At 43.3% G+C, this 21,058-nt stretch carries 14 protein-coding genes; 9 read left to right on the forward strand and 5 right to left on the reverse strand.

All coding sequences use genetic code 11. The features are described from left to right. Nucleotides 1–68: 68 nt before the first annotated feature. The 3 genes from BMW86_RS26265 to BMW86_RS26275 form a co-directional block, all read right to left on the reverse strand. Entirely contained in the window at nt 69–6,776 is a 6,708-nt protein-coding gene (locus BMW86_RS26265; protein WP_177189399.1) for a fibronectin type III domain-containing protein, read from the reverse strand. Between the two features lie 280 nt (nt 6,777–7,056). Further along, the gene (locus BMW86_RS26270; protein WP_089785649.1) at nt 7,057–8,232 is read right to left on the reverse strand and encodes an acyltransferase family protein; all 1,176 of its coding nucleotides are present in this window, start codon (nt 8,230–8,232) and stop codon (nt 7,057–7,059) included. A gap of 14 nt (nt 8,233–8,246) precedes the next feature. Next, nucleotides 8,247–9,434, reverse strand: coding sequence for a glycosyltransferase family 2 protein (locus tag BMW86_RS26275; RefSeq protein ID WP_089785650.1), 1,188 nt, complete (start codon nt 9,432–9,434; stop codon nt 8,247–8,249). A 530-nt stretch (nt 9,435–9,964) separates the two neighbouring features. Here BMW86_RS26275 and BMW86_RS26280 point away from each other — a divergent pair. The 8 genes from BMW86_RS26280 to BMW86_RS26315 all read left to right on the forward strand — a co-directional run bounded on the left by BMW86_RS26280 (nt 9,965) and on the right by BMW86_RS26315 (nt 17,000). Then, nucleotides 9,965–10,354, forward strand: a complete 390-nt coding sequence (locus BMW86_RS26280) for a response regulator (protein WP_089785652.1) — start codon at nt 9,965–9,967, stop codon at nt 10,352–10,354. Nucleotides 10,355–10,419: 65 nt separating this feature from the next. Next, entirely contained in the window at nt 10,420–11,550 is a 1,131-nt protein-coding gene (locus BMW86_RS26285) for a sugar transferase (protein ID WP_089785653.1), read from the forward strand. 24 nt (nt 11,551–11,574) lie between these two features. Then, nucleotides 11,575–12,486, forward strand: a complete 912-nt coding sequence (locus BMW86_RS26290; protein ID WP_089785655.1) for a glycosyltransferase family 2 protein — start codon at nt 11,575–11,577, stop codon at nt 12,484–12,486. A gap of 10 nt (nt 12,487–12,496) precedes the next feature. Further along, nucleotides 12,497–13,522 (forward strand): NAD-dependent epimerase/dehydratase family protein, encoded by a 1,026-nt coding sequence (locus BMW86_RS26295; RefSeq protein WP_089785657.1) that lies wholly within the window; start codon nt 12,497–12,499, stop codon nt 13,520–13,522. Continuing rightward, nucleotides 13,522–14,655, forward strand: coding sequence for a glycosyltransferase family 4 protein (locus tag BMW86_RS26300; RefSeq protein WP_089785659.1), 1,134 nt, complete (start codon nt 13,522–13,524; stop codon nt 14,653–14,655). Before BMW86_RS26295 ends, BMW86_RS26300 begins: the two co-directional genes overlap by 1 nt. 3 nt (nt 14,656–14,658) lie before the next feature. Beyond that, the gene (locus BMW86_RS26305; RefSeq protein ID WP_089785661.1) at nt 14,659–15,432 is read left to right on the forward strand and encodes a class I SAM-dependent methyltransferase; all 774 of its coding nucleotides are present in this window, start codon (nt 14,659–14,661) and stop codon (nt 15,430–15,432) included. Nucleotides 15,433–15,434: 2 nt separating this feature from the next. Beyond that, nucleotides 15,435–16,643, forward strand: coding sequence for a glycosyltransferase family 2 protein (locus BMW86_RS26310; protein WP_177189400.1), 1,209 nt, complete (start codon nt 15,435–15,437; stop codon nt 16,641–16,643). A 63-nt stretch (nt 16,644–16,706) separates the two neighbouring features. Further along, on the forward strand, nt 16,707–17,000 hold the full coding sequence (locus BMW86_RS26315) for a thiamine-binding protein (RefSeq protein ID WP_089785665.1): 294 nt from the start codon (nt 16,707–16,709) through the stop codon (nt 16,998–17,000). Between the two features lie 235 nt (nt 17,001–17,235). Here the strand turns inward: BMW86_RS26315 and BMW86_RS26320 are convergent, their stop codons facing one another. Both BMW86_RS26320 and BMW86_RS26325 read right to left on the reverse strand, forming a co-directional pair. Next, nucleotides 17,236–18,480, reverse strand: a complete 1,245-nt coding sequence (locus BMW86_RS26320; RefSeq protein WP_089785667.1) for a YeiH family protein — start codon at nt 18,478–18,480, stop codon at nt 17,236–17,238. Nucleotides 18,481–18,536: 56 nt separating this feature from the next. Beyond that, nucleotides 18,537–19,769, reverse strand: coding sequence for a nucleoside recognition domain-containing protein (locus BMW86_RS26325; protein WP_089785669.1), 1,233 nt, complete (start codon nt 19,767–19,769; stop codon nt 18,537–18,539). Between the two features lie 144 nt (nt 19,770–19,913). Between BMW86_RS26325 and ychF the strand changes: the two genes are divergently transcribed. Continuing rightward, entirely contained in the window at nt 19,914–21,017 is a 1,104-nt protein-coding gene (gene ychF / locus BMW86_RS26330) for a redox-regulated ATPase YchF (RefSeq protein WP_089785671.1), read from the forward strand. Nucleotides 21,018–21,058 lie beyond the last annotated feature (41 nt).

Genomic DNA, 21,058 nt, shown 5'->3' on the forward strand with positions numbered 1-21,058 from the left:
AACCCGAAAAAATCCGGTTTGCACCGGACCTTTTCGGTAAAATTTAAAAATTAATCAATTAAGAATGGTTACCAGTTTTTTATCAGTTTAACAGTTTTCAACAAATTATCTCCTTCCATTACTTTCAGCAGACAAGGTCCACTTGGGATTTGTGAAGTTCCAAGATCCAGTGTTATTCTCTGAGATCCTGATACACCAGGTACTACCTTCGTGTAGATAAGTCTGCCGTTCATATCCAGGATGGAAACGGTTAAGTTTCCGCTGGTTTTACCGCTGTTGTTAAGATCCAGTGTTACCTGGCTGTCGAACGGATTCGGGAATACTCTGGTAATGGTTACATTACTTACTGCATTCTTTAACAGGCCATTTGTCAGTAACGGATTTGCATTTTTAGCCATCAGCAGCGACTGATCAAGCTGGCTGGCTTCCGGTGTGTAAGCCTGTATTACCAGGGCACCGATATAGCCGTAGATAGACGCTCCGCCAGCCATTACTGTAATCAGCACCTCACCATTTGCATCAGGAACTACCTCATTGATCTGCGCGGTATTCATTGTATTATAACCGGCATTCAATGATACTGTAGTTGTATTAATGGTATAGTTGCTGGTCCTGTCACCGCTTCCGTCCCTGCTGGCAAAGAATACGAAGTTGTATCGTTTTGCCAGGTTCAGACCTTTGATGCGTAAGCGACCCTGTTCATTAATATCTACCCAGTAAGTGCTGCGCAGAACGTTATCAGGATAAATACCGGAGTTATTGCCGGTGTTCATACCGAAAGGATTATCGCCGGTGAAAGCTTTGTCGATCACCATCGTCATACCTGTATTGTTCCAGTTGTCATCTTTCAGATCCGGGAATTCAAGTCCCTGAGCAGGTATGGAGTTTGTGTTATTCCATGGAATAGCTGCAGGATCGAAAACGTTACAGTTGATGTACACTGCACTGATGAAGGTAGCAGCAGTAGCTACATTGGTGAAGTCCGATTTAGCAGTGTCTTTCAGTGCACGTACTTTGTAGTAGTAACGTGAATCTGTACCAAGACCCGCATCAGCAAATGTGTTCACGTTATTGGCAACAGTTGCCCGCAGCGTGAAGTTGCTGTTATCAGTAGAACGCCATACTTCAAAGCCTGTTTCGTTGTTTGAGTTGTCCATCCATTTCAGCTGAATGCTGGTCTTGGATGAAGCCACAGCAGTAGCATTACTTGGACTAAGTGGCGTACCATTATCTGTGTAATACTGGATAACAACGGCATTGATATATCCGTAAGCAGCACCAACAGATTGTTTAACGGTGAAGTTGATTGCACCGGTGCTATCTGCAGCAATACCATTTATCTGTACGGTATTGGTGTTGTTATTAGCAGCATTCAGTGTTACAGTGTTGCTGCCAACGGTAAAGTCTGTATTCTTGTTATCATTACCTGTACGGCTGTTAAAGAATACCAGGTTATACCGGTAGGTAGTTGGTAATCCCGTGATGCTTATTCTTCTGGCAGTAGCTTCACTGGTATAGTAGTTTCCTGCAATTGCGTTATCAGGATATACACCACTGTTATTGCCGGTAGTTGCACCAGCTGTGTTGGTACCGGTGAAGGCATCCAGCAACTGGATCTTGAATGGTGTAGCTACACCGATTTCATTCTGCAGATTAGAGATGGCAGCACCCACACCCGGATAAGAGTTAAAGTTATTCCATGGTGCATCAGCAGGCAATGTCTGGTTAAAGTGTACATACACAGAGGTCAGGTTCTTATCCCTTACATACAGGCTGAACGTTCTGGTAGTACTACCACCATTGTTATCATTAACAGTAACATTGATGTTGCTGTATCTGCCTATGTTACCTGCTGCGGGGATGATTTTGATAGTACCTGTACCATCTCCGTTATCTGTCAGTTTAGCAAATGAAGGCAGATTGGTTGTTTTTAAGGTAAGGATATCACCAGCATCATCAGTAGCACGCAGATTGATAGTTACTGTATCGTTATTCTTCATTGTTACTCCTGCAATACTATCCAGTTTAGGATTGTTATTACCGGTAGTAATCGTTACAGTATCAGAGTAAGCGGAAGCTCCATGAGAGTTGATTCCCCTGATAGCGTAGAAGTATTGTTTGTTTGCCTTTGCAGAAGTATCTGTATAAGCAACAGCATTTGCCGGAGCTACAGGAGTCAGCAAAGCATAAGCGCCAGCCCTGACGTCTGCACGGTATATTTCGTAACCTGTTTCGTTAAATGCTACGTCTTTCCAGCTAAGAGCTACACCAGAAGCAGCGCTTTGTACTGCCAGGTTGGTTGGACGGGCAGGAGGGTTGCCATCATCATAACCCACTTTCACTACCATCGCATTGATGTAAGAATATACAGAGCCTGTACCATTCTGCAGATCGATGCTGATTTCGTTATTAGCGTCTGGTGAAACATTATTAATAGCGACTGTATTTGTTTTGTTAGATGCTGCCTGTAATGATACAGTAGTAGTACCAATTGTATAGTTGGTCATACGGTTATCTGTAACATCTCCACGGGAACCGAAGAAGGTGAAGCTGTACTTGCTGGTGCTGTTCAGACCATACAGTTTGAATGTCTGTTTGGTAGTGTTGCTCCAGTAAGCAGTTTTCATCACGTTGTCCGGATATACACCAGTGTTATTACCAGTAGAAGCACCATAGTAGTTGGAACCGTTACCGATAGCAGACCAGTTGCTCACGATCTTGATACCTACAGTGGTAGCCACACCGCTCTGATCCAGCAGGTTCGGGAACAGATCGTTCAGAACAGGCTGTTTGTTGGTGCTGTTCCATGGAGAGCCGGGAGGATATGAACCATCGGAGAAGTTCACATAAATAGTACGGCTTGGATCCACATCCACCACGGTGATGGTGAAGTTTTTGGTATCGATACCACCACGGCCGTCATCAGCCTGTAATGTTACATTGTAAACACCAGCATCGGTATAACCAGGAGCCAGGTTTACTATACCTGTGTTACCTGAAGGAACAAAGGTGGCAAAGGCAGGCAGACCGGTTGTTGTCCAGGTCACTGTTTCTGTGTTCGCGTCTGTAGCAGTAAGGCTTACAGAAGAGGTAGTGTTCTCGTTCAGTGATACATTGGCAACATTGGCGATTACAGGAGAATAGTTATCATTTACTGATAAAGTGAAAGATGTAGTGGCAACACCGCTGTGCTGATCGGTTGCTGTTACAGTGATATTCGGATAGGTACCCTGGTCGGAAACGGCCGGGTTGAATGTCAGTGTAGCAGCACCTGCACCAGTATTTGCGAATGTAGCAAAGGCTGGCAGATTAGTAGCAGCCAATGTGAGTGTTTCTCCGTCAACATCGGTAGCGGTCAGGTTCAGAGACAGTGATGTACCATATCTTACTGAACGGCTTACCAGTTGGGTAAGAACCGGAAGGTTGTTCAGGGTAGTGGTAACATTACCAGGACCGAATATTGAAGTACCACCTGCGTTCTTCGCACGTACTTTATAGAAATAGGTAACATTTGCGAACAGGCTGGAGTCTGTGAAGCTGGCCTGTGCGGTAGCGTTCGCACCTATTGTTGCGTATAGTTTATAGTTACTGCTGTCATTTACAGATCTGAAGATCTCAAACTGTGTTTCATCTGTAGAATTATCATTCCACACCAGCAGGATCTTTGAAGAACTGAGAGGGGTGAGTGCCACCTGTCCGGGACGGTTAGGCACTGCAGGCATTGGCAATGTGGTTGCAAGCATTTTCGGATTTCCGAAAGTACTGTCAGCCATGAGGCGTTTAGTCATACCCGGGCCTGCATAACTGGCAGATAGTGCATAGCTGCCTGTTCCCTGGAAGTATGTTATATAGATCGGGTACCTGCCTTTGGTAAGTGTTTTGGTACCGGAGCGTTCAGTTGTAGCCTGGGCGAAGTTATTATTTACTACAAGGTTGCCTGAAGCAAAGCCACCTATATACAATGCACTTCCATCATCAGAAGCTGTGTAGAAGGTGTAAGTTCCTGTTGCAGGAATATTAATGTATCCAGAGAACTTAAGCGCGTAATTGGTTTCACGGTCTCTTACATCCAGCGTTGTATTACTCACCCAGCCTGTTTTAAGAGGAGTGATGGAGTTGAAGCTAGGCAGAGAAGTCCAGTTACCTGGGTATATTCCATATTGGAATCCACCGCTTTCATTGAAGTTTAAACCGGAATCGCCATACTTATTGATCGCTTTCAGGCGATAATAGTAAGTGGTTTGCGCTACCAGGTTGCTGTCAGTATAAGCAGTTTGATTTGCAGCTACTGTTGCAATGGAAACGAATGGACCGGTAGAACTGGTAGCACGGTAAATCTCAAAACCAGTTTCGTTATTGCTGCTGTCTGCCCAGGTGAGTCCTATCTTATTATAAGATAAAGCTGTTACCAGGAGATTACCGGGAGTTTTAGGCACGGTTGGAATTGCAGGTACTATTTCTTTATAGTAGTCGGCAATGATCTGTGTTTTACTGGTGATACCATTGGCGGTATTCTTCCATGAAACAGTCAAAGCCTGTGTACCTGTACCTTCAAAGAAAGCTATCGCTATCTGGTGCATACCAGCAGTGAGGTAGGTGGTACCTTCTCTGTCCCGTGCACTATGTACACCATCATTATCTACCAATGGGGTAGCTGCTGCATTGTACTTGGTATCAATCCACAGTCTGCTGCCAGCATCTGAATTGGTAACGAAAGTATAATTCCCGGAAACAGGGATACGGATATATCCTTCCCATACGAAGCCGAAGTAATCGTCCTGTGTACGTACGCTAAGATCGGGTATGGCAGAATAACCTGTAGCATCCGGTGTCATTGCATTAAAGTCCGGTAATGTAGTCCATGTACCGGTATAATACCTGTAAGCCAGTCCGTTAATATATGCGCCTGAACTTACCTGGTTGCTGCGTGCTGAAGAATTGCCCGCTGCATCCCTTGCTTTTACCACAAAGGTGTAGATGGTATCATTCTTCAGACCGTAAACGGTGAAGTCGGTAACGTCGTTATCAACAGTATATGATTTAAGACCGTTGACATAGATATCGTATTTGTATACGCCTACATCATCCGTAGATGGTCCCCAATCCAGGGATACTGCAGTAGCCTGAGTACCGGTTACCACAAGGTTGGTCGGTGCTGTTGGTGCTGATGCATCTACCTGTGTTTGTGTATTTGCTTCATTACTTAAAGCAGCCGCGCCGGTGCCATTCACCGCACGTACAACGTAGAAATATTTTGTATTGGCGTTTAGTCCGGCATCTGTATATGTTACCGCATTGGCAGCAGTAATATTCACCAGTGTGTAAGGTCCGCCAGCCGTTAACGAACGGTAGATCTCATAACCGGTTTCATTATACGTAGTATTTGGATTGTCTGTCCAGTCGAGCGTAACCGCCACTTTGGAAATAGCACTTGCAGTGAGTCCTACAGCCGGTGAAGGCGCGTTGGTACCATTGGCAGGTATTACTGTAAAAGGAGCAGAGAACGCGCTGGAACAGCCGTATTGTTCAGTTACTTTCGCCTGGTATTGACCGGGAGTGCTGGCATCCAGTGTTTGTCCGGTACCCAGCGTAGTGGTATCACCTACTTTCTGCCAGAGGTAAGAAGTATATCCTGATGGCAGTGTCAGCGTAACAAATGTTTTACCATCAGTAGCCGGGATTACGTTACTCATTAAACCGGAAACAGTGATAGGAGGTGTTTGAGTAGCCGCCTTTATTTTTACTACTACCGGGGTAGGAGACCATGGAGACCATGTTGTGCCTCTTTTAATTCTTGCATCGTAAGTACCGAAGTCGGTTACCACTAATTCATTTGAATTGGCACCGGGAATGGTTACACCATCCTTGCGCCATTCGTATCCGTCGAAACCTGCTGTGAGGCCCAGTGTGGTATTCACTGTTTCGCCGGGGCAGAATTCATAATGACCATTCTGCGGCCATGGATTTGCTTTATGCTGTCTGGTAAGGTATGGGTAGAAATCTGCTTCAGCCCATGCATTATCCCAGATACCGTGGCCTCCGTTAGGATATATTGTTTCCTTTACGTTAGCACCTGCTGCCAGTGCAGCAGCCATAACGGCTGCTGTGGTGTTCGGGTGAGGATTGTTATCTAATCCGCCCTGGAAGATCCACATCGGGATGTATTTAAATACGTCCACCTGGTCTTTGTATGCGATAGAACATCCACTGATAGGAAGATAACCTGCAACAGTTTTGGGATATGTAAACATGAATTCCCAGGTAGCTGTTCCACCACCGGAAAGACCATTCACGAAGATCCTGTTCTCATCCAGTTTATTACTCTGGATAAGAGTATCGAGTATCTGCTTAACAAACGCATAATGCGGTGCTCCGAAGAAGCCCGTAGTACTTTGTGGTACAAGAATAAATCCATCAAATTTACCATTGTCAACAGCAGCACAGAAGCTGCTGCCACCATGATAAAGAGAATACTCATTATCATAAATACCGCCGCTTTCACCGCGGCCATGGAAAAAGATAAGGATGGGATAAGTCTTACCGTCATTAACACCCTGCTGATATGTTTTGGGAAATTTCAGCCTGAACGGCATGCCGTTGATGTAATAACATTTGTAAGAGTCTTTATTCGTGAAATTCACGGCAGTACGCAGTGTGCGAACCCACTTACTAATAGTACCCCATGCCGGGGTTTCTGGGGGATTATTGGGATTGTATGTTACAACAGCGTCGCCTGAGTTAAAAACCTGGGCGACTGAGGGGCTGCCGAATCCCATGATTAATAATAGACAAAAAGTGTAAAATTTACTCATATAGATAAGCATTACAGTTATAGACTGATGAATAACTTACCCAGTATGTCTGGCGCTCTACGGCACAATAAAAAACGACTTTGCCAACTCAATACTGAGCGGCTTCTCTAAGGAATTCGGTTAAAAAAATCAGGTGTGGTTTTAAAAGAGGATGTGGTAGTGAGGTTAAAATTCGCTGCTAAGGTATTGAAAAAATTAAATTAAGCAAATGTTTTTTAATACATTAACAAATCGTTTGTAATTATTACTTCATACTGCCCGCGATTATTTTTTTTTCGTTTTCGACTGCTTTCCTGCTGCCGTGTAAATAATATCCGATGAAGGTATACCGTACAAACAACTGGTAAGTGGCAAGCGCAACGAGTACCGGTATAATGAAGCAGAGCAAAGGTTTCAGCGGCCCCCATAGCGTCGTGTTCCCCATCCATATCTGTACTGCATCTACAATTGCAACATGTATAAGATACACCCAATAGGAAGCATCTGAAAGGTACCGCATAACAGGTGATTCTGCATTTATATAGCGTAAAAAGACGCCTAAAAAACCTAAAACTAATGTTACTGTCGTTAACGTCATTAACAATTTAATCTGCCAGTCTGCAGTAATTATTGCTTTTCCCGTATTGGGGAAGTAAGCAAAATAGTATACAACTAATGCACAAAATGCGCCCGTTATCATAAATAACAATCCGTATTTTTTTAATGGTGCAAAATACACTTTCATATTACGGTGCAGTAACCAACCGGCATATACAAACAGACCGTAGTATAAAATATAAGATACGCGGGGTTTAAGTCCGGGTGTATATTGTATATACGGTGAGTCGAACAGCATAAGTGTCAGGAAGGAGATAATAAGGAGCAATGGCAGCATCAGCGCTGGTTTGATATGTATTTCCAGATCCTTTACCAGTACGATACGCCACTTTATGATAAAAATCCCTATCACGTAAAACAGCAGCAGGTAATACAGGAACCATAGATGCAGCGGGCCTCTCCAGATAAAAATGTCGTGTATGATAGTCAGAAAGTCATTTGTGGTAAAGTGTGTACCGTGGCCTGTTACCGTATAAAATACATCCGGCAGGTAAGTAAGCGGTAATATGAGGAACAGACCAACGATAAAAGGTACGAGTATGCGCTGTGTACGGTGTTTTATAAATGCAGAAACGCCTATACGGTAATATAGCAGGCGGAAGAAAAAACCTGCAATCAGGTAAAACAGCTGCATTCTGAAGGTATGGATTGAAAAGAAGATCAGGTCGTAATTGCTGCTACGGTACAATGGATCCTGGTACATCCCTTCAAACGGTTTTACCGTATAAGCCATTACAGCATGCAGCACTACGCCGAGGAACATTGCCAGGGCTCTTAGCGCATCCATGCTGGAAATACGGGTAGTATTGGCTGAAGATGACATGGGTAACTATTTAATCATATATTAATATAGGTTGTTTCCCGCTGTGCTTTTTCCCACACGGAGGACTGTTGTTTCCGAAGGTACCTGAAGAAGCCTTCATATATCGCTACATTCATGAATGTAAAATAAAACGGTATATAACAAGGCTTGAATTTTATATTCTTAGCGGCCAGGAACCATCCCCCTAATGCTAACAGGTAGAATCCTATCTGAGCAAAGAAGATGAGACTATAGAACCAGCCGGCAGCGCTGAAAGTCAGTATAGCAGCAGATATCAGCAACAGAGAGAGACTGAGTGGACTCAGTGTCCAGCGAAGCACCCTATGTGATATATACTGGAATGATAACAACGGATAACGGAAAACGTTCAATAAACTTTTCAGCATAACGATAGACTGGAATCCACCGGCGCTGATCCTTACTTTGCGTTTATGTTCTTCTGTAATAGAGGTAGACGGCCTTTCCATGGCATATGCATCAGGCGCATAGGCGATACGGTATCCCTGCTGGTTGATCTTTAATGAAATAATGAAGTCGTCCAGGATAACAGATGTGTCAACCGGGGCAAACAGGCTGGTACGTACAGAGAATAGTTCTCCGGCTGCACCTACGACCGTATAAAAGGCGGCATCCAGTTTTTTCAGCAGGGATTCATATTTCCAGTAAACACCTTCTGTAGCGGCGGCATTATCTCCATCAGTGGTTAATACTTTCTTTTCTCCGGCAACACCTCCGGTCTTTTCATCCCGGTAATGTTTCACAATATTTTTTACGGCGGCGGTATTTAACAAGGTATTTGCATCACAGAAAATAACGAAAGGAGTCCTTACTATTCTCATCGCTCTGTTAATCGCTGCTGTTTTTCCTTTGCGTTCGTATTCGTGTAATAATGTAATGCGCGGATAATTTTGGACAACTTTTTCTGAACCATCTGTGGAACCATCTGTTATAAATATGATCTCCAGTTTTTGTTCGGGGTAGTCCAGTGCTAATGTGTTCTGAATCTTCTGGTCTATGAATGCGTGTTCATTATAAGCTGCAATAATGAGGGTGACAGTGGGCTCAAAGACAGTGTCATCCTGCTTCTCCCGCTGCAGCATGCGCTTACAACGCACTAGTAGTGCTAACAGTAAGCCATATCCGAAGTAGTTGTAAAACAGAATACTAAGACTTATAAAAAATATAATTTTAGACAGTAGCATAATATGTTGGGGGGACATTACAGCAACAAACTTAAATAAGAATTATTATTGCTTCGACAGATGCGTGTACAGAAAACCACTTTTTGATATCGTTCACAGAACAATTCATACCGTTTACGAAGAATTCTTGACCATTTACCAGATTAATAATATTATAAAATAATTATTATTATACTTTTACGCAGGATTTCGAATAAAAGCCATCAAGTATTTAGGGTTACGTTAAGAAAAAAATCTTTCTGATAATTTTCTTGTACTATTCAGGAATAATAAATATTTTTACCTGAGTTTTGATAAGCCCAACATAATCTTTACCATCTCCTCTGAAATTCAGCAAAACCAATTTATCCTGAAAGAACTATCGTTGCAGTATTTGCGTGTTCCCGCAATTCTGGTTACGACGTTCGCACGGTGATAATCACTTTACCTTATCCTCCTGGAAGATCAAGAAAGAACCATTTACCCACTTTGTAACATATTGTTACGAATGGAGAGTTCATGGATTTATTATTTTCTTAAACTGGAGTTAAATGAAGAAGAAGACAATTTTAGTAGTGGATGATAGTGCCCCAATGAGGATTTTACTTGAAGCAATGCTTGGTCATAAATATAAAGTTTTTGCGGCTACAGACGGACTGGTGGCTACTATGTGGTTATCTAACGGAAATATGCCCGACATGATTATTACAGATATACAAATGCCAAATATTGACGGATGGCAGCTGGCAAAGAATTTATCAGGTAATGCATTGTATAGCGATATCCCCATTATAGTATTAACAGGAATGGACTTAAATAATAATACACCTATATATCCAAATGTAGCACGGGTAATGAACAAGCCTTTTGACCCCGTAAGGCTGATTGAGATTGTGGATCAATACCTGATGGCAAGACAGCCTGTGAGTATAGCAGGTTGATTTACGCCCCAGGAGAGAATACAATAACCATTGTGACTAACGTCAATTAAGTAAACCGAACACATATGATATCAAATTTACCCTTAAATCCACCAGAGGCAAGGAGGAAGGCTGAAACGAAGGTCATTTCCCTGTCATCCAGCACTGTTAAGCGGTATAAGCTATGTATCGGCAACAACAGCTATTTCGACAGGCTGGCAGATGTATCAGAAGAATACGTATTTATAGTACAGAATGCTCAGTTATCCCTGAATGTATTGAAAGATCAGTTATATAATGGAATTATTCCTTCCTTCATTATATATACTGTAGACCATCGTTTGTCCGGCCTTAGTAAGTTTAAGAAATTTCTTCGCTCAAATCCTTTACTCGAGTCTGTACCCCTGTTTGTTTATACAGAAACGATTACACACGAAATAAAACAAGGTCTGCGTAAAGTAGGCGGCATTGATGATATTATTACCCCCGATGTTACCCCTGAAGCTTTTGAGGACAAGTTTAATATTGCCAGAAGCATCCGCGAAATGGCACGTAAAGCGGCTAAGAAAGGTCGTATCTACAGACCTGGCCACTACATTAATTATTCTTTCAAACGTGTGCTGGATATCACTATTGCCGGTACTGCGCTCTTATTACTGAGCCCTGTATTCCTGGTGATTGCCGTAATGATAAAGGTGGAATCAAAAGGCCCTGTTTTTTATATATCACATCGTGCAGGTAACCGTTACCGGATCTTTAAGTTTTATAAGTTCCGTACGATGGTACCTGATGCGGACAAGCAGGTTGCACAGATGATGCAGTCTAACCAGTATGATACAAATGGCGCTGGTCCGGTTTTCTTTAAAGTAACTAATGATCCGAGAGTAACCAGTTTGGGTACCTTTTTAAGGAATACCAGTCTGGATGAAATTCCTCAGTTGCTCAACGTAATTCTGGGAGATATGTCGCTGGTAGGTAATCGCCCGCTGCCATTATATGAAGCAGCTACGCTTACTACAGATGATTTTGCGGGTCGCTTTATAGCTCCTGCAGGCATCACCGGATTATGGCAGATCAAGAAACGTGGTAACAAGGATATGAGTGTGAAGGAAAGGATCAGCCTTGATATAAATTATGCTGAAAAGCATTCCGTGCTGTATGATATGTGGATACTGGCAAATACACCAGGTGCCATGCGGCAGAAAAATAATGTATAAAATTTAATCATCACCGAATACTATATGAGTTTCAAGAACCAGACACCATTGGTGTCTATTATTGCCCTGAACTATAACCAGACAACTGTTACGTGCGAGTTCCTGGAGTCTACCAAGAAGTTAACCTATAGCAATTTTGAAACAATTGTTGTTGATAATGGCTCTAAAGTAGATCCTACTCAGCAGATCGAAGCTGGTAATTATCCAAATATCAGGCTGATACTTAGTCCTGTTAATCTTGGATTTACAGGAGGTAATAACCTTGGCATAGAACAAGCCAAAGGGGATTACATCTTCATTGTAAACAATGATACTGAAGTTACGCCAGACCTGATAGAACATTTGTTAAGTCCGTTTTTTGAGGATGCTGCCATTGGTGTAGTATGCCCCAAAATCCGTTTTTATTCTCATCCCAATGTGATCCAGTATGCCGGCTTTCACAAAATGAACCTGCTTACCGGACGTACCTGGGCAGTAGGAAGTAAGGAAGAGGATAAAGGACAACACAATGTTTCCGGTACTACCTGGTGTGCACATGGTGCCGCTATGATGGTGAAACGTGAAGTGATTGAAAAGGTAGGCAGGTTTGCAGATAAATTCTTTATCTATTACGAAGAATCTGACTGGTCCGCACGCATTTTACGTGCAGGATACAAGATCTATTATAATGCAGACGGACTGATTTTCCATAAAGAGTCTATCACTATGGGGAAAGAAAGTCCGGTGAAAGCATACTATCACACGCGCAACCGTATCCTGTATATGCGCAGGAATACGAACAAGCTGCAGCTGACTGCTTTCCTGTTCTTTTTCAGTTTTCTTACATTCCCCAAAGCTGTTCTTACATATGCGATGAAAGGACAGTTCGAACATTTAAAATCATTTATAAGGGGGACTTCCTGGAATCTAACCAATTCAAGTTATTCACCTGTTTAAATAATACACTATGACAAAGATAACATCACTCGTTACCGGCGGAGCCGGATTTATTGGCTCACATGTTGTAAAACATTGTCTTGCACTGGGACATGAAGTTATTGTGCTGGACGATCTGAGCGGCGGATTTGAAGACCACATTCCTGCAGGAGCTGTATTTGTGCAGGGTTCTGTATCTGATGAGAACCTGGTTACAAGCCTGTTTGAAGAATACCGTTTTGATTATGTATATCACCTGGCTGCTTATGCTGCTGAGGGGTTATCACATTTTATCCGCCGGTTCAATTATAACAATAACCTGATCGGTAGTATCAATCTGATCAACGAGTCTATAAAACATAAAGTAAAATGTTTTGTATTCACTTCTTCTATCGCTGTATATGGCGCAGGCCAGTTACCAATGCGTGAGGAAATGACGCCAATGCCGGAAGATCCATACGGTGTATCTAAATACGCTGTAGAACTGGACCTGAAAGCTGCACACGAAATGTTTGGTCTGAACTATGTAGTGTTCCGTCCACATAACGTATACGGCGAAAACCAGAACATTGGTGATAAATACCGTAACGTGATCGGCATCTTCATGAATCAGATCATGCAGAAACAGCCCCTCACTATATTTGGTGATGGTGAACAGACCAGGGCTTTCAGTTATATCGATGATGTAGCTATTCCCATCACGAACAGTGTGAATATTCCTGCTGCTTACAACCAGGTATTTAATATTGGTGCTGATAAACCTTATACCGTGAATGAACTGGTGAAAGTGGTAGGTGATTGCTTCGGTGTTACTCCGGATGTTAAACATCTGCAGGCACGTAATGAAGTAATGCATGCTTATTCCGATCATACAAAAGCACATGGTGTATTTGGAGAAGGAAGTGGTGTGAGTTTACTGGATGGTATCAAACGTATGGCTGCATGGGCTGCTAAAGTTGGCGCACGCAAGAGCAAGGAGTTTGAAAACATCGAGATCTACGAGAAACTGCCTCAGGGCTGGGAAAAGAAACCACAGCCGGAAACAATTCCTGCATAATGCGGAGTGATAAAAAAATAAAGGTATTACAGGCTATCCGCCAGGGTATGGTGGGTGGTGGGGAATCCCATGTACTCAGTCTTGTAAACGCGCTGGATAAGGCTCTTTTTGAACCGGTAGTACTGTCTTTTACAGATGGTCCCATGATCACGCGCTTACAGGAAATGGGCATACGCCATTATGTAATACCCTCTCTCAAGCCTTTTGATGTATCGTGCTGGATGCAGGTGAAATCACTGATCCGGGAAGAAGAAATAGATATTGTACATGCGCACGGGTCCCGTGCCGCAAGCAACCTTTTTCTCCCTGCAAAATTAAGTGGTCGTCCTTTGCTCTATACCATACACGGCTGGTCATTTCATGATGACCAGCCATATCTGCAAAAGCAGTTGAGGGTATGGTCAGAAATGCTGCTTACCAAAGGTACCCGGGCTAATATTTCCGTATCAGCCTCTAACAGGGATACCGGTGTGAAGCATTTTCCGGGCTTTAGATCGACGGTTATTAATAATGGTATAGATCTGGAACGTTTTAATCCGGATGTAACACTGACCGACGTACGAAAAGAACTGAATATTCCGGCACATCATACCGTAGTAGGGTATATCGCCAGGATTACCGTACAGAAAGACCCTATTACGATGGTACATGCCTTTAAGGCAGTACTGGAACAGCAGAAAGATATTACACTGCTGGTAGTAGGAGAGGGCGATATGCAGCAGGAAATGACAGAGACCGCACAGATGCTGGGCATCAGTGATCATGTAGTATTTTGTCCATTCCGCCCGGATGTACCGGAACTGCTACAGGCTATTGATATTTATTGTCTGCCTTCTTTGTGGGAAGGTTTGCCTATAGGCCTGCTGGAAGCAATGGCGATGCGTAAAGCCGTTATTGTTACAGCGGTAGACGGCTCTAAAGAAATTGTAGCCGACGGGCAGAACGGCCTGTTGGTACCAGCCAGAGATCCGGCACAACTGGCTGCTGCAATCATACGCCTGCATGTGGATGTATTGCTGAGGCATTCATTGCAGCAGGCAGCCGCAGAAACAGTGAACCTCCATTATTGTGTACAGGGCATGACCCGTCAGGTGGAAACATTGTACCAGGGCGTGCTGGATCATAAAAATTAAATCATGACAACTACACCTGCTTTAACATACGAATACGACCGGATCGCGGACCGGAAGCGACTGGATTTTATCAGTGACGCTATCAGCGGCAAAGCACAATCCCAGGCTAAAATACTGGATGTAGGTTGCGGCAATGGCGTTATCAGCCGTCATCTCGGTAAACTCGGATTTAATGTGCTGGGTATCGATGTAAGTGAACAAACTATTGAACGCGCCCGCACACTGAATACACTACCGAATGTACAGTTTGAAGTGATCAGCGCTGAACAGCTGGTAGCACAGGGTGATACCTTCGATGCTATCATCTGCAGTGAAGTGCTGGAACATCTCCAGGACCCATCCTCCTTACTGAAAGTATTACATCAATCTCTGAAACCAGACGGATTACTGATCGTAACCGTACCTAATGGCAGCGGACCACGTGAATTGTTTGTGACCCGTCCTGTACTGAAAATGCGTGAGAGCAATAACTGGGCATGGAAAGCAGTGGTGAAGGTAAAAACTGCTCTGGGATATACCGGTACCACCGTACAATCCGCAGCAGATAACCTGGACCATGTGCAGTTCTTCAAAAAATCAGATCTGGAAGTATTATCCTCTGAGAATAATTTCAGAATAGTACGTTTTGGTAAAGCGAATTTTATAGAGGATGTATTTCCTTTCTCTTTTGCTGCCAAAAAAATCCGCAGCCTTCAGTGGCTCGACTGTAAAATTGCAGATGCACTGCCATACCGGTTTACCGGAGGATTCTTTTCAGTTTGGGAAAAAGCTAAATGATTATGCTTACAATTCTATTAGCCATCTTTATAGCTGTACAGCTTTTGCTGGCAGCCTACCTGCTGCAACCGGCTTTTTTATTACTGGTGTATGGTTGTAAAAGAATAGCAGCGCTGTTCGTTAAAAAGCAGGAAACAGATGAATCTGATACTGCTAAGAATTTCTCTTTTGCAGTGATCGTCACTGCCCATAAAAATCTGGAGCTGGTACCCCCGCTTGTTGACTCCGTGCTGAAACAAACTTACCGTCACTTTAAGGTATATGTAGTGGCGGATGGTTGTGAGCAAACTGATATTGGGTATAATAACCACCCGCAGGTAAAAGTACTTGCCCCCGAAGTACCACTCAATGCAAAGATCCGTTCTATTGACTATGCGATCAACAATTTTGATCAGTCGCATGATGCGCTGATCATCCTGGATGCTGATAACCTGGTACATCCGGATTACCTGTCTGTACTGAATAAATATTTCAATAAAGGATACCGCGCTGTACAAACAAATATGCTGGCGAAAAACAACGATAGCATCTATGCAAAACTGGATGCTGCGGGTAACTATTTCAGCAATTTCGTAGACAGGCGTATGCGTATGGAGCTGGGTTTATCTGCCAATATCTGGGGCCTGGGTATCGCTATTGAAACAGCTTTATATAAAGAAGTGATCTATCGTAATTTCCTGGGTGGATTTGATAAAAAGATCCAGGCAGATATTGTTAAGCTGATCCCTCAGCTGGCATATGCAGAAGATGCGATGGTGTACGATGAGAAAATAGATAGCGGAGATGCATTGGAAACACAGCGTACCCGTTGGATCAATGCCTACTTTAAATATTTCAAATACGGCTGGGATGTATTTGCAACAGGACTTAAACGCGGTAACTTTAACCTGCTGTTCTTTGGGTTCAACTTATTACGTCCCCCCTTATTTTTACAGATCAGTGTTGCCGGAATATTTGCATTACTTAATTTCTGGATAGCACCCACTCTTACTATTGCATGGATTGCCATCTTCATCATTTTCCCGCTTTCCTTCCTGGCAATTGTTGCCGTAATGAGTACGGATAAAGGGGTGGTAAAATCCCTGTTATATCTTCCACTTGTTTTTTTAAGACAGATAAGAGCATTCCTGCATATCGGGAGGGCTAACAAGGCATTTCTTCAGACACAGAATAATAAAGTGATTTATATTGAAGACCTCCTGAAGAAATAAGTATCTTTGGGATCACCGCTCCATCTTCTGATGGGGCGGTTTTCATTTATAAGATACTGAACCATGGAACACAAAATTAATCTCGCCTTACAGATCCTACCATCTGTGCCCAGTGAACAGGTATATGCTGTTGTAGATGAAGCCATCGCCGTGATACAGGCATCCGGGCTTAAATACCGTGTATGCCCTTTTGAAACAGTAATAGAGGGCACTTACGAAGAAACCATGGAGGTTGTCCGTAAGGCCCAGGAAGTATGTTTTAAAGCAGGCGCTTCGCAACTGCTGGTATATATTAAAATGCAGATCAAAAAAGATATGGATGTCCATATCGAGGATAAAACCGGCAAATACGACTGATTACGTTTCAATGTCGTTTTAATTTAGCTCCGTTAGGAGCTCCGTGTTTGTAGTAAAAACTAATCTTCTCTTTAATAGACTCCGTAGGAGTCCCCTAAATCGCGAATGTTAGGGGACTCCTACGGAGTCTGTGTTTGTTGTTTATTCGTTTTCTACAAACACGGGGCTCCTAACGGAGCCTATTATGTTTTGTTACAAAATTGGAGCTTAACTAAACGACATTGGAGCGCATTTGCTACCCAAATACCAGGTAAGCAATTCCTAACGTAAAGAAGATATTGAACACCTGTGCGATGATAAACGCCAGTGCAGGCCGTCCATTCTCCATTTTAAAGATATCGGTGAACTTTGTTTCCAGCCCTATGCAGGTGAATGCCAGCGCAAACCAGTATGTCTGTAACTCTTTTAAAGAGCCCTTGGCTGCTGCTACCAGCGGTGTTGGTAATATAAAGGAGAAGAATACGGATGCCAGTACAAAACCCAGTACGAACTTGGGAAAACGTTCCCATATTGTTTTTAATGTAGGCTTTTCGAAGTTCGCTTCCTTGCGGGAATAAGACCAGTAAAGAGAGATCAGAAAAGCTGCCAGCCCCAGTAATACGTTCTGGGAGAATTTCACCAGTGTGGCATATTTCAGGGCTTCTTCACCCAGCATAGTACCTGCTGCTACTACGGCTCCTGATGTATCGATGGTACCACCCAGCCAGGCGCCTGCTACTTTGGGGGACATATGCGCCCATATAGCGATGTAAGGCATGAATAACATCATGGGAATGGCCACTATCAGTACCAGCGAGATGACGTGTGAAAGCTTTTTGTTATCACCTTCAATAGCTCCGGCAGTGGCAATAGCTGCTGATACCCCGCAGATAGATACCGCACTGGATATCATCATACGGAATTCATCATCCAGCCCCAGTTTACGGCATACCCAGAAGCTGAAATACCATACGGTAAATACAACGGCTACGGACTGTACGATACCTAACGCTCCTGCTTCCAGAATATCTTTAAAGATGACGTTGCATCCCAGGAGTATCAGACCGATTTTGATGTATAGTTCTGTTTGAATAGCAGGTTTCATCCAGCCAGGTACTCCGATGAGGTTACTGATCAGTAAACCCAGTATAAGGCTGAACAATACCACCTCAATTCCAAAACTTTTCATGGAACTGTTATTCGCAATCAGCTGTGCTATTAACGTAATGAATATAACGGCAAGGAGAGAAGGGATGAGTTTAAGTAGCTGCGTGTAACCAACCAGCAGTTTTGCAACAAAGAGACTGGCCAATACCCAAAGGAACAGGATACCCATTTGTTTCCAAAGTACAATGTTACCCAATTGGGTACTGAAGGTACCCGCATCCGACCAGACAGTAAATTTAGGCAATAAAGGTTTTAGCCCCAGACATACGAGGCCAATCGTTACAAAAGCAATAATAACTGCGATCCAGTCTTCATGTAGTGGTTTCTTAGGCATGATTTAATCAAAGTATAAGTGACGGTGGTAACGCCCAATATACGCATGATTTTTTATCAATGAAAGAAAATATACCCTATAATGATCGCGCATACTACTCCTACAAAATCGGCTATTAAACCACAGGTAAGTGCGTAACGGGTGTTTTTGATATTTACAGAGCCAAAGTATACGGCCAGTACATAAAAGGTAGTTTCAGTTGATCCCTGGATGATACAGGCAAGGCGTCCCTGGAAGGAATCCACTCCGTAATGTTTCATTACATCTATCATTAATCCGCGGGCAGCACCTCCACTGAAAGTTTTCATGATGCCTACGGGCAGGGCAGGAACGAAGTCGGTATTGAAACCCATCCATGCAAAGAAAGTTCCGATACCGTTCACGACGTAATCCATACAACCGGTATTACGGAATGCACTGATACCTACCAGCATAGCTACCAGGTAAGGGATGATGCAGACGGAAGTTTTGAAACCCTCTTTAGCGCCTTCAATAAATTCTTCATAGGCATTGATCTTTTTGATCATGGCCATGATGAGGAAAGAAGCGATTACGGTAAAAATGAGTAGTCCTCCGGCCAAACCTGTATATAATGCGAACTTTTCAGGAGGGAATATTTTTACACTTTGAGTAAGCAGGTAAATCAAACCGCCAAGAGCACCCACAAATATGAAGAAAGGCAGTCTGAACAGGTTAATACGCTGAAAGATGGCTACCGCTATCATCCCGGATAAAAAAGAGATCAGGGTACCTATCAGAGCAGGAATGAATATATCAGCAGCATTGGCGGCCCCGCTGGCCAGCCGGATGGCGATCACGGAAGTAGGGATAATGGTAATACCCGCCGTATTCAGCACCAGGAACATGATCTGGGCATTGGTGGCCGTTTCCTTCTCAGGATTAATCTCCTGTAGCTCCTTCATAGCCTGCAAACCAAGGGGAGTAGCAGCGTTATCCAGTCCAAGGGCCGTTGCACTGAAGTTCATCAGGATAGAACCCATGGCAGGGTTGTTTTTAGGGATACCCGGAAACAGCATGGAAAAGAAGGGGTTTACGGCTCTGGCAAACGCCTTGATCATACCTGCTTTTTCCCCTACACGCATAATTCCCAGCCAGAAGGTCATGATGCCTGCCAGCCCCAGGGATATTTCCGCCCCGGTTTTGGCGCTATCGAACATACCAGTCATGACGGTAGTAAAGATGGCTGTATCATGAAACACTATCAGGCGAACGAGCGCTACCACAAAAGATATCAGGAAAAAAGCCAGCCATACGTAGTTTAACACCATATATATAAGTTCAGTTACCTTAACTCAAATCTAATCGCAAATATTAAATATTTAAAGTACAATTCCTGATATATATAATATTATCGTTTATAGACCCGCTTCGTGAAAGCGAAAAAAGTATTATCTTCGCGCAAATTTTTTAAAATGGCGTTACAAGCAGGAATTGTTGGATTGCCGAATGTAGGGAAATCGACATTGTTTAATGCGGTAAGCAACAGTGCCAAGGCACAGGCCAGCAATTACCGTTTTTGTACTATAGAACCTAACGTTGGATCGGTAGATGTACCGGATGCACGTTTATATAAACTGGAAGAGCTGGTAAAGCCAAACCGTGTGGTTCCTACTGCTATTGAATTTGTGGATATTGCCGGCCTGGTAAAAGGCGCCAGTAAAGGTGAAGGTCTTGGTAACAAGTTCCTTGGAAATATCCGCGAAGTAGATGCTGTGGTGCATGTGATCCGTTGCTTCGAAGATGATAATATCTTAAGAGAAGAGGGCGCTATTAATCCTGTTAGTGATAAGGAAATCATTGATACCGAACTGCAGCTGAAAGATCTGGAAAGTGTGGAAAGAAAGGTGGCCCGTACTGAAAAGATGGCAAAGACCGGTGGAGATCCAAAGGCTAAAAAAGAGTTTGAAATACTGAAACAGTGCCAGGAGCACCTGGAAAAAGGCCGTAACATCCGTGAACTGGGATTGAGCAAGGAAGACCGTTCTGCTATTGCAGACCTGTTCCTGCTGACTGAAAAACCAGTATTATATGTAGCTAACGTGGATGAAGCATCTATGCACACTGGTAACAAGTACTCAGAACAATTGAAAGAATCTGTGAAAGCGGAAGGTGCGCAGGTGATCATCATGAATAATAACATTGAAGCACAGATCTCCGAAATGGAAGATCCGGCAGATAAGGAACTGTTCCTTTCTGAGTATAAGCTGGAAGAGCCAGGTTTGAACCGTCTGATCCGTTCTGCTTATGACCTGCTGAACCTGATCACTTACTTTACTGCTGGTGTGCAGGAAGTACGTGCCTGGACTATCCAGAGAAACTGGAAAGCACCACAGGCTGCCAGTGTAATTCACTCGGATTTTGAAAAGGGATTTATCAAGGCAGAGGTGATCGCTTACGAAGATTTTGTTAAATATGGTTCAGAAGCCGCTTGTCGTGATAACGGACGTCTGCGTATAGAAGGTAAAGAGTATATTGTGGCAGATGGAGATGTGATGCACTTCCGCTTCAACGTATAAAATAACTAAAGATACTTCAGTGCTTTATGCAGCTGAGGGTT

It is taken from the genome of Chitinophaga sp. YR573 (assembly GCF_900110995.1).
In the GTDB taxonomy this organism is placed as follows: domain Bacteria; phylum Bacteroidota; class Bacteroidia; order Chitinophagales; family Chitinophagaceae; genus Chitinophaga.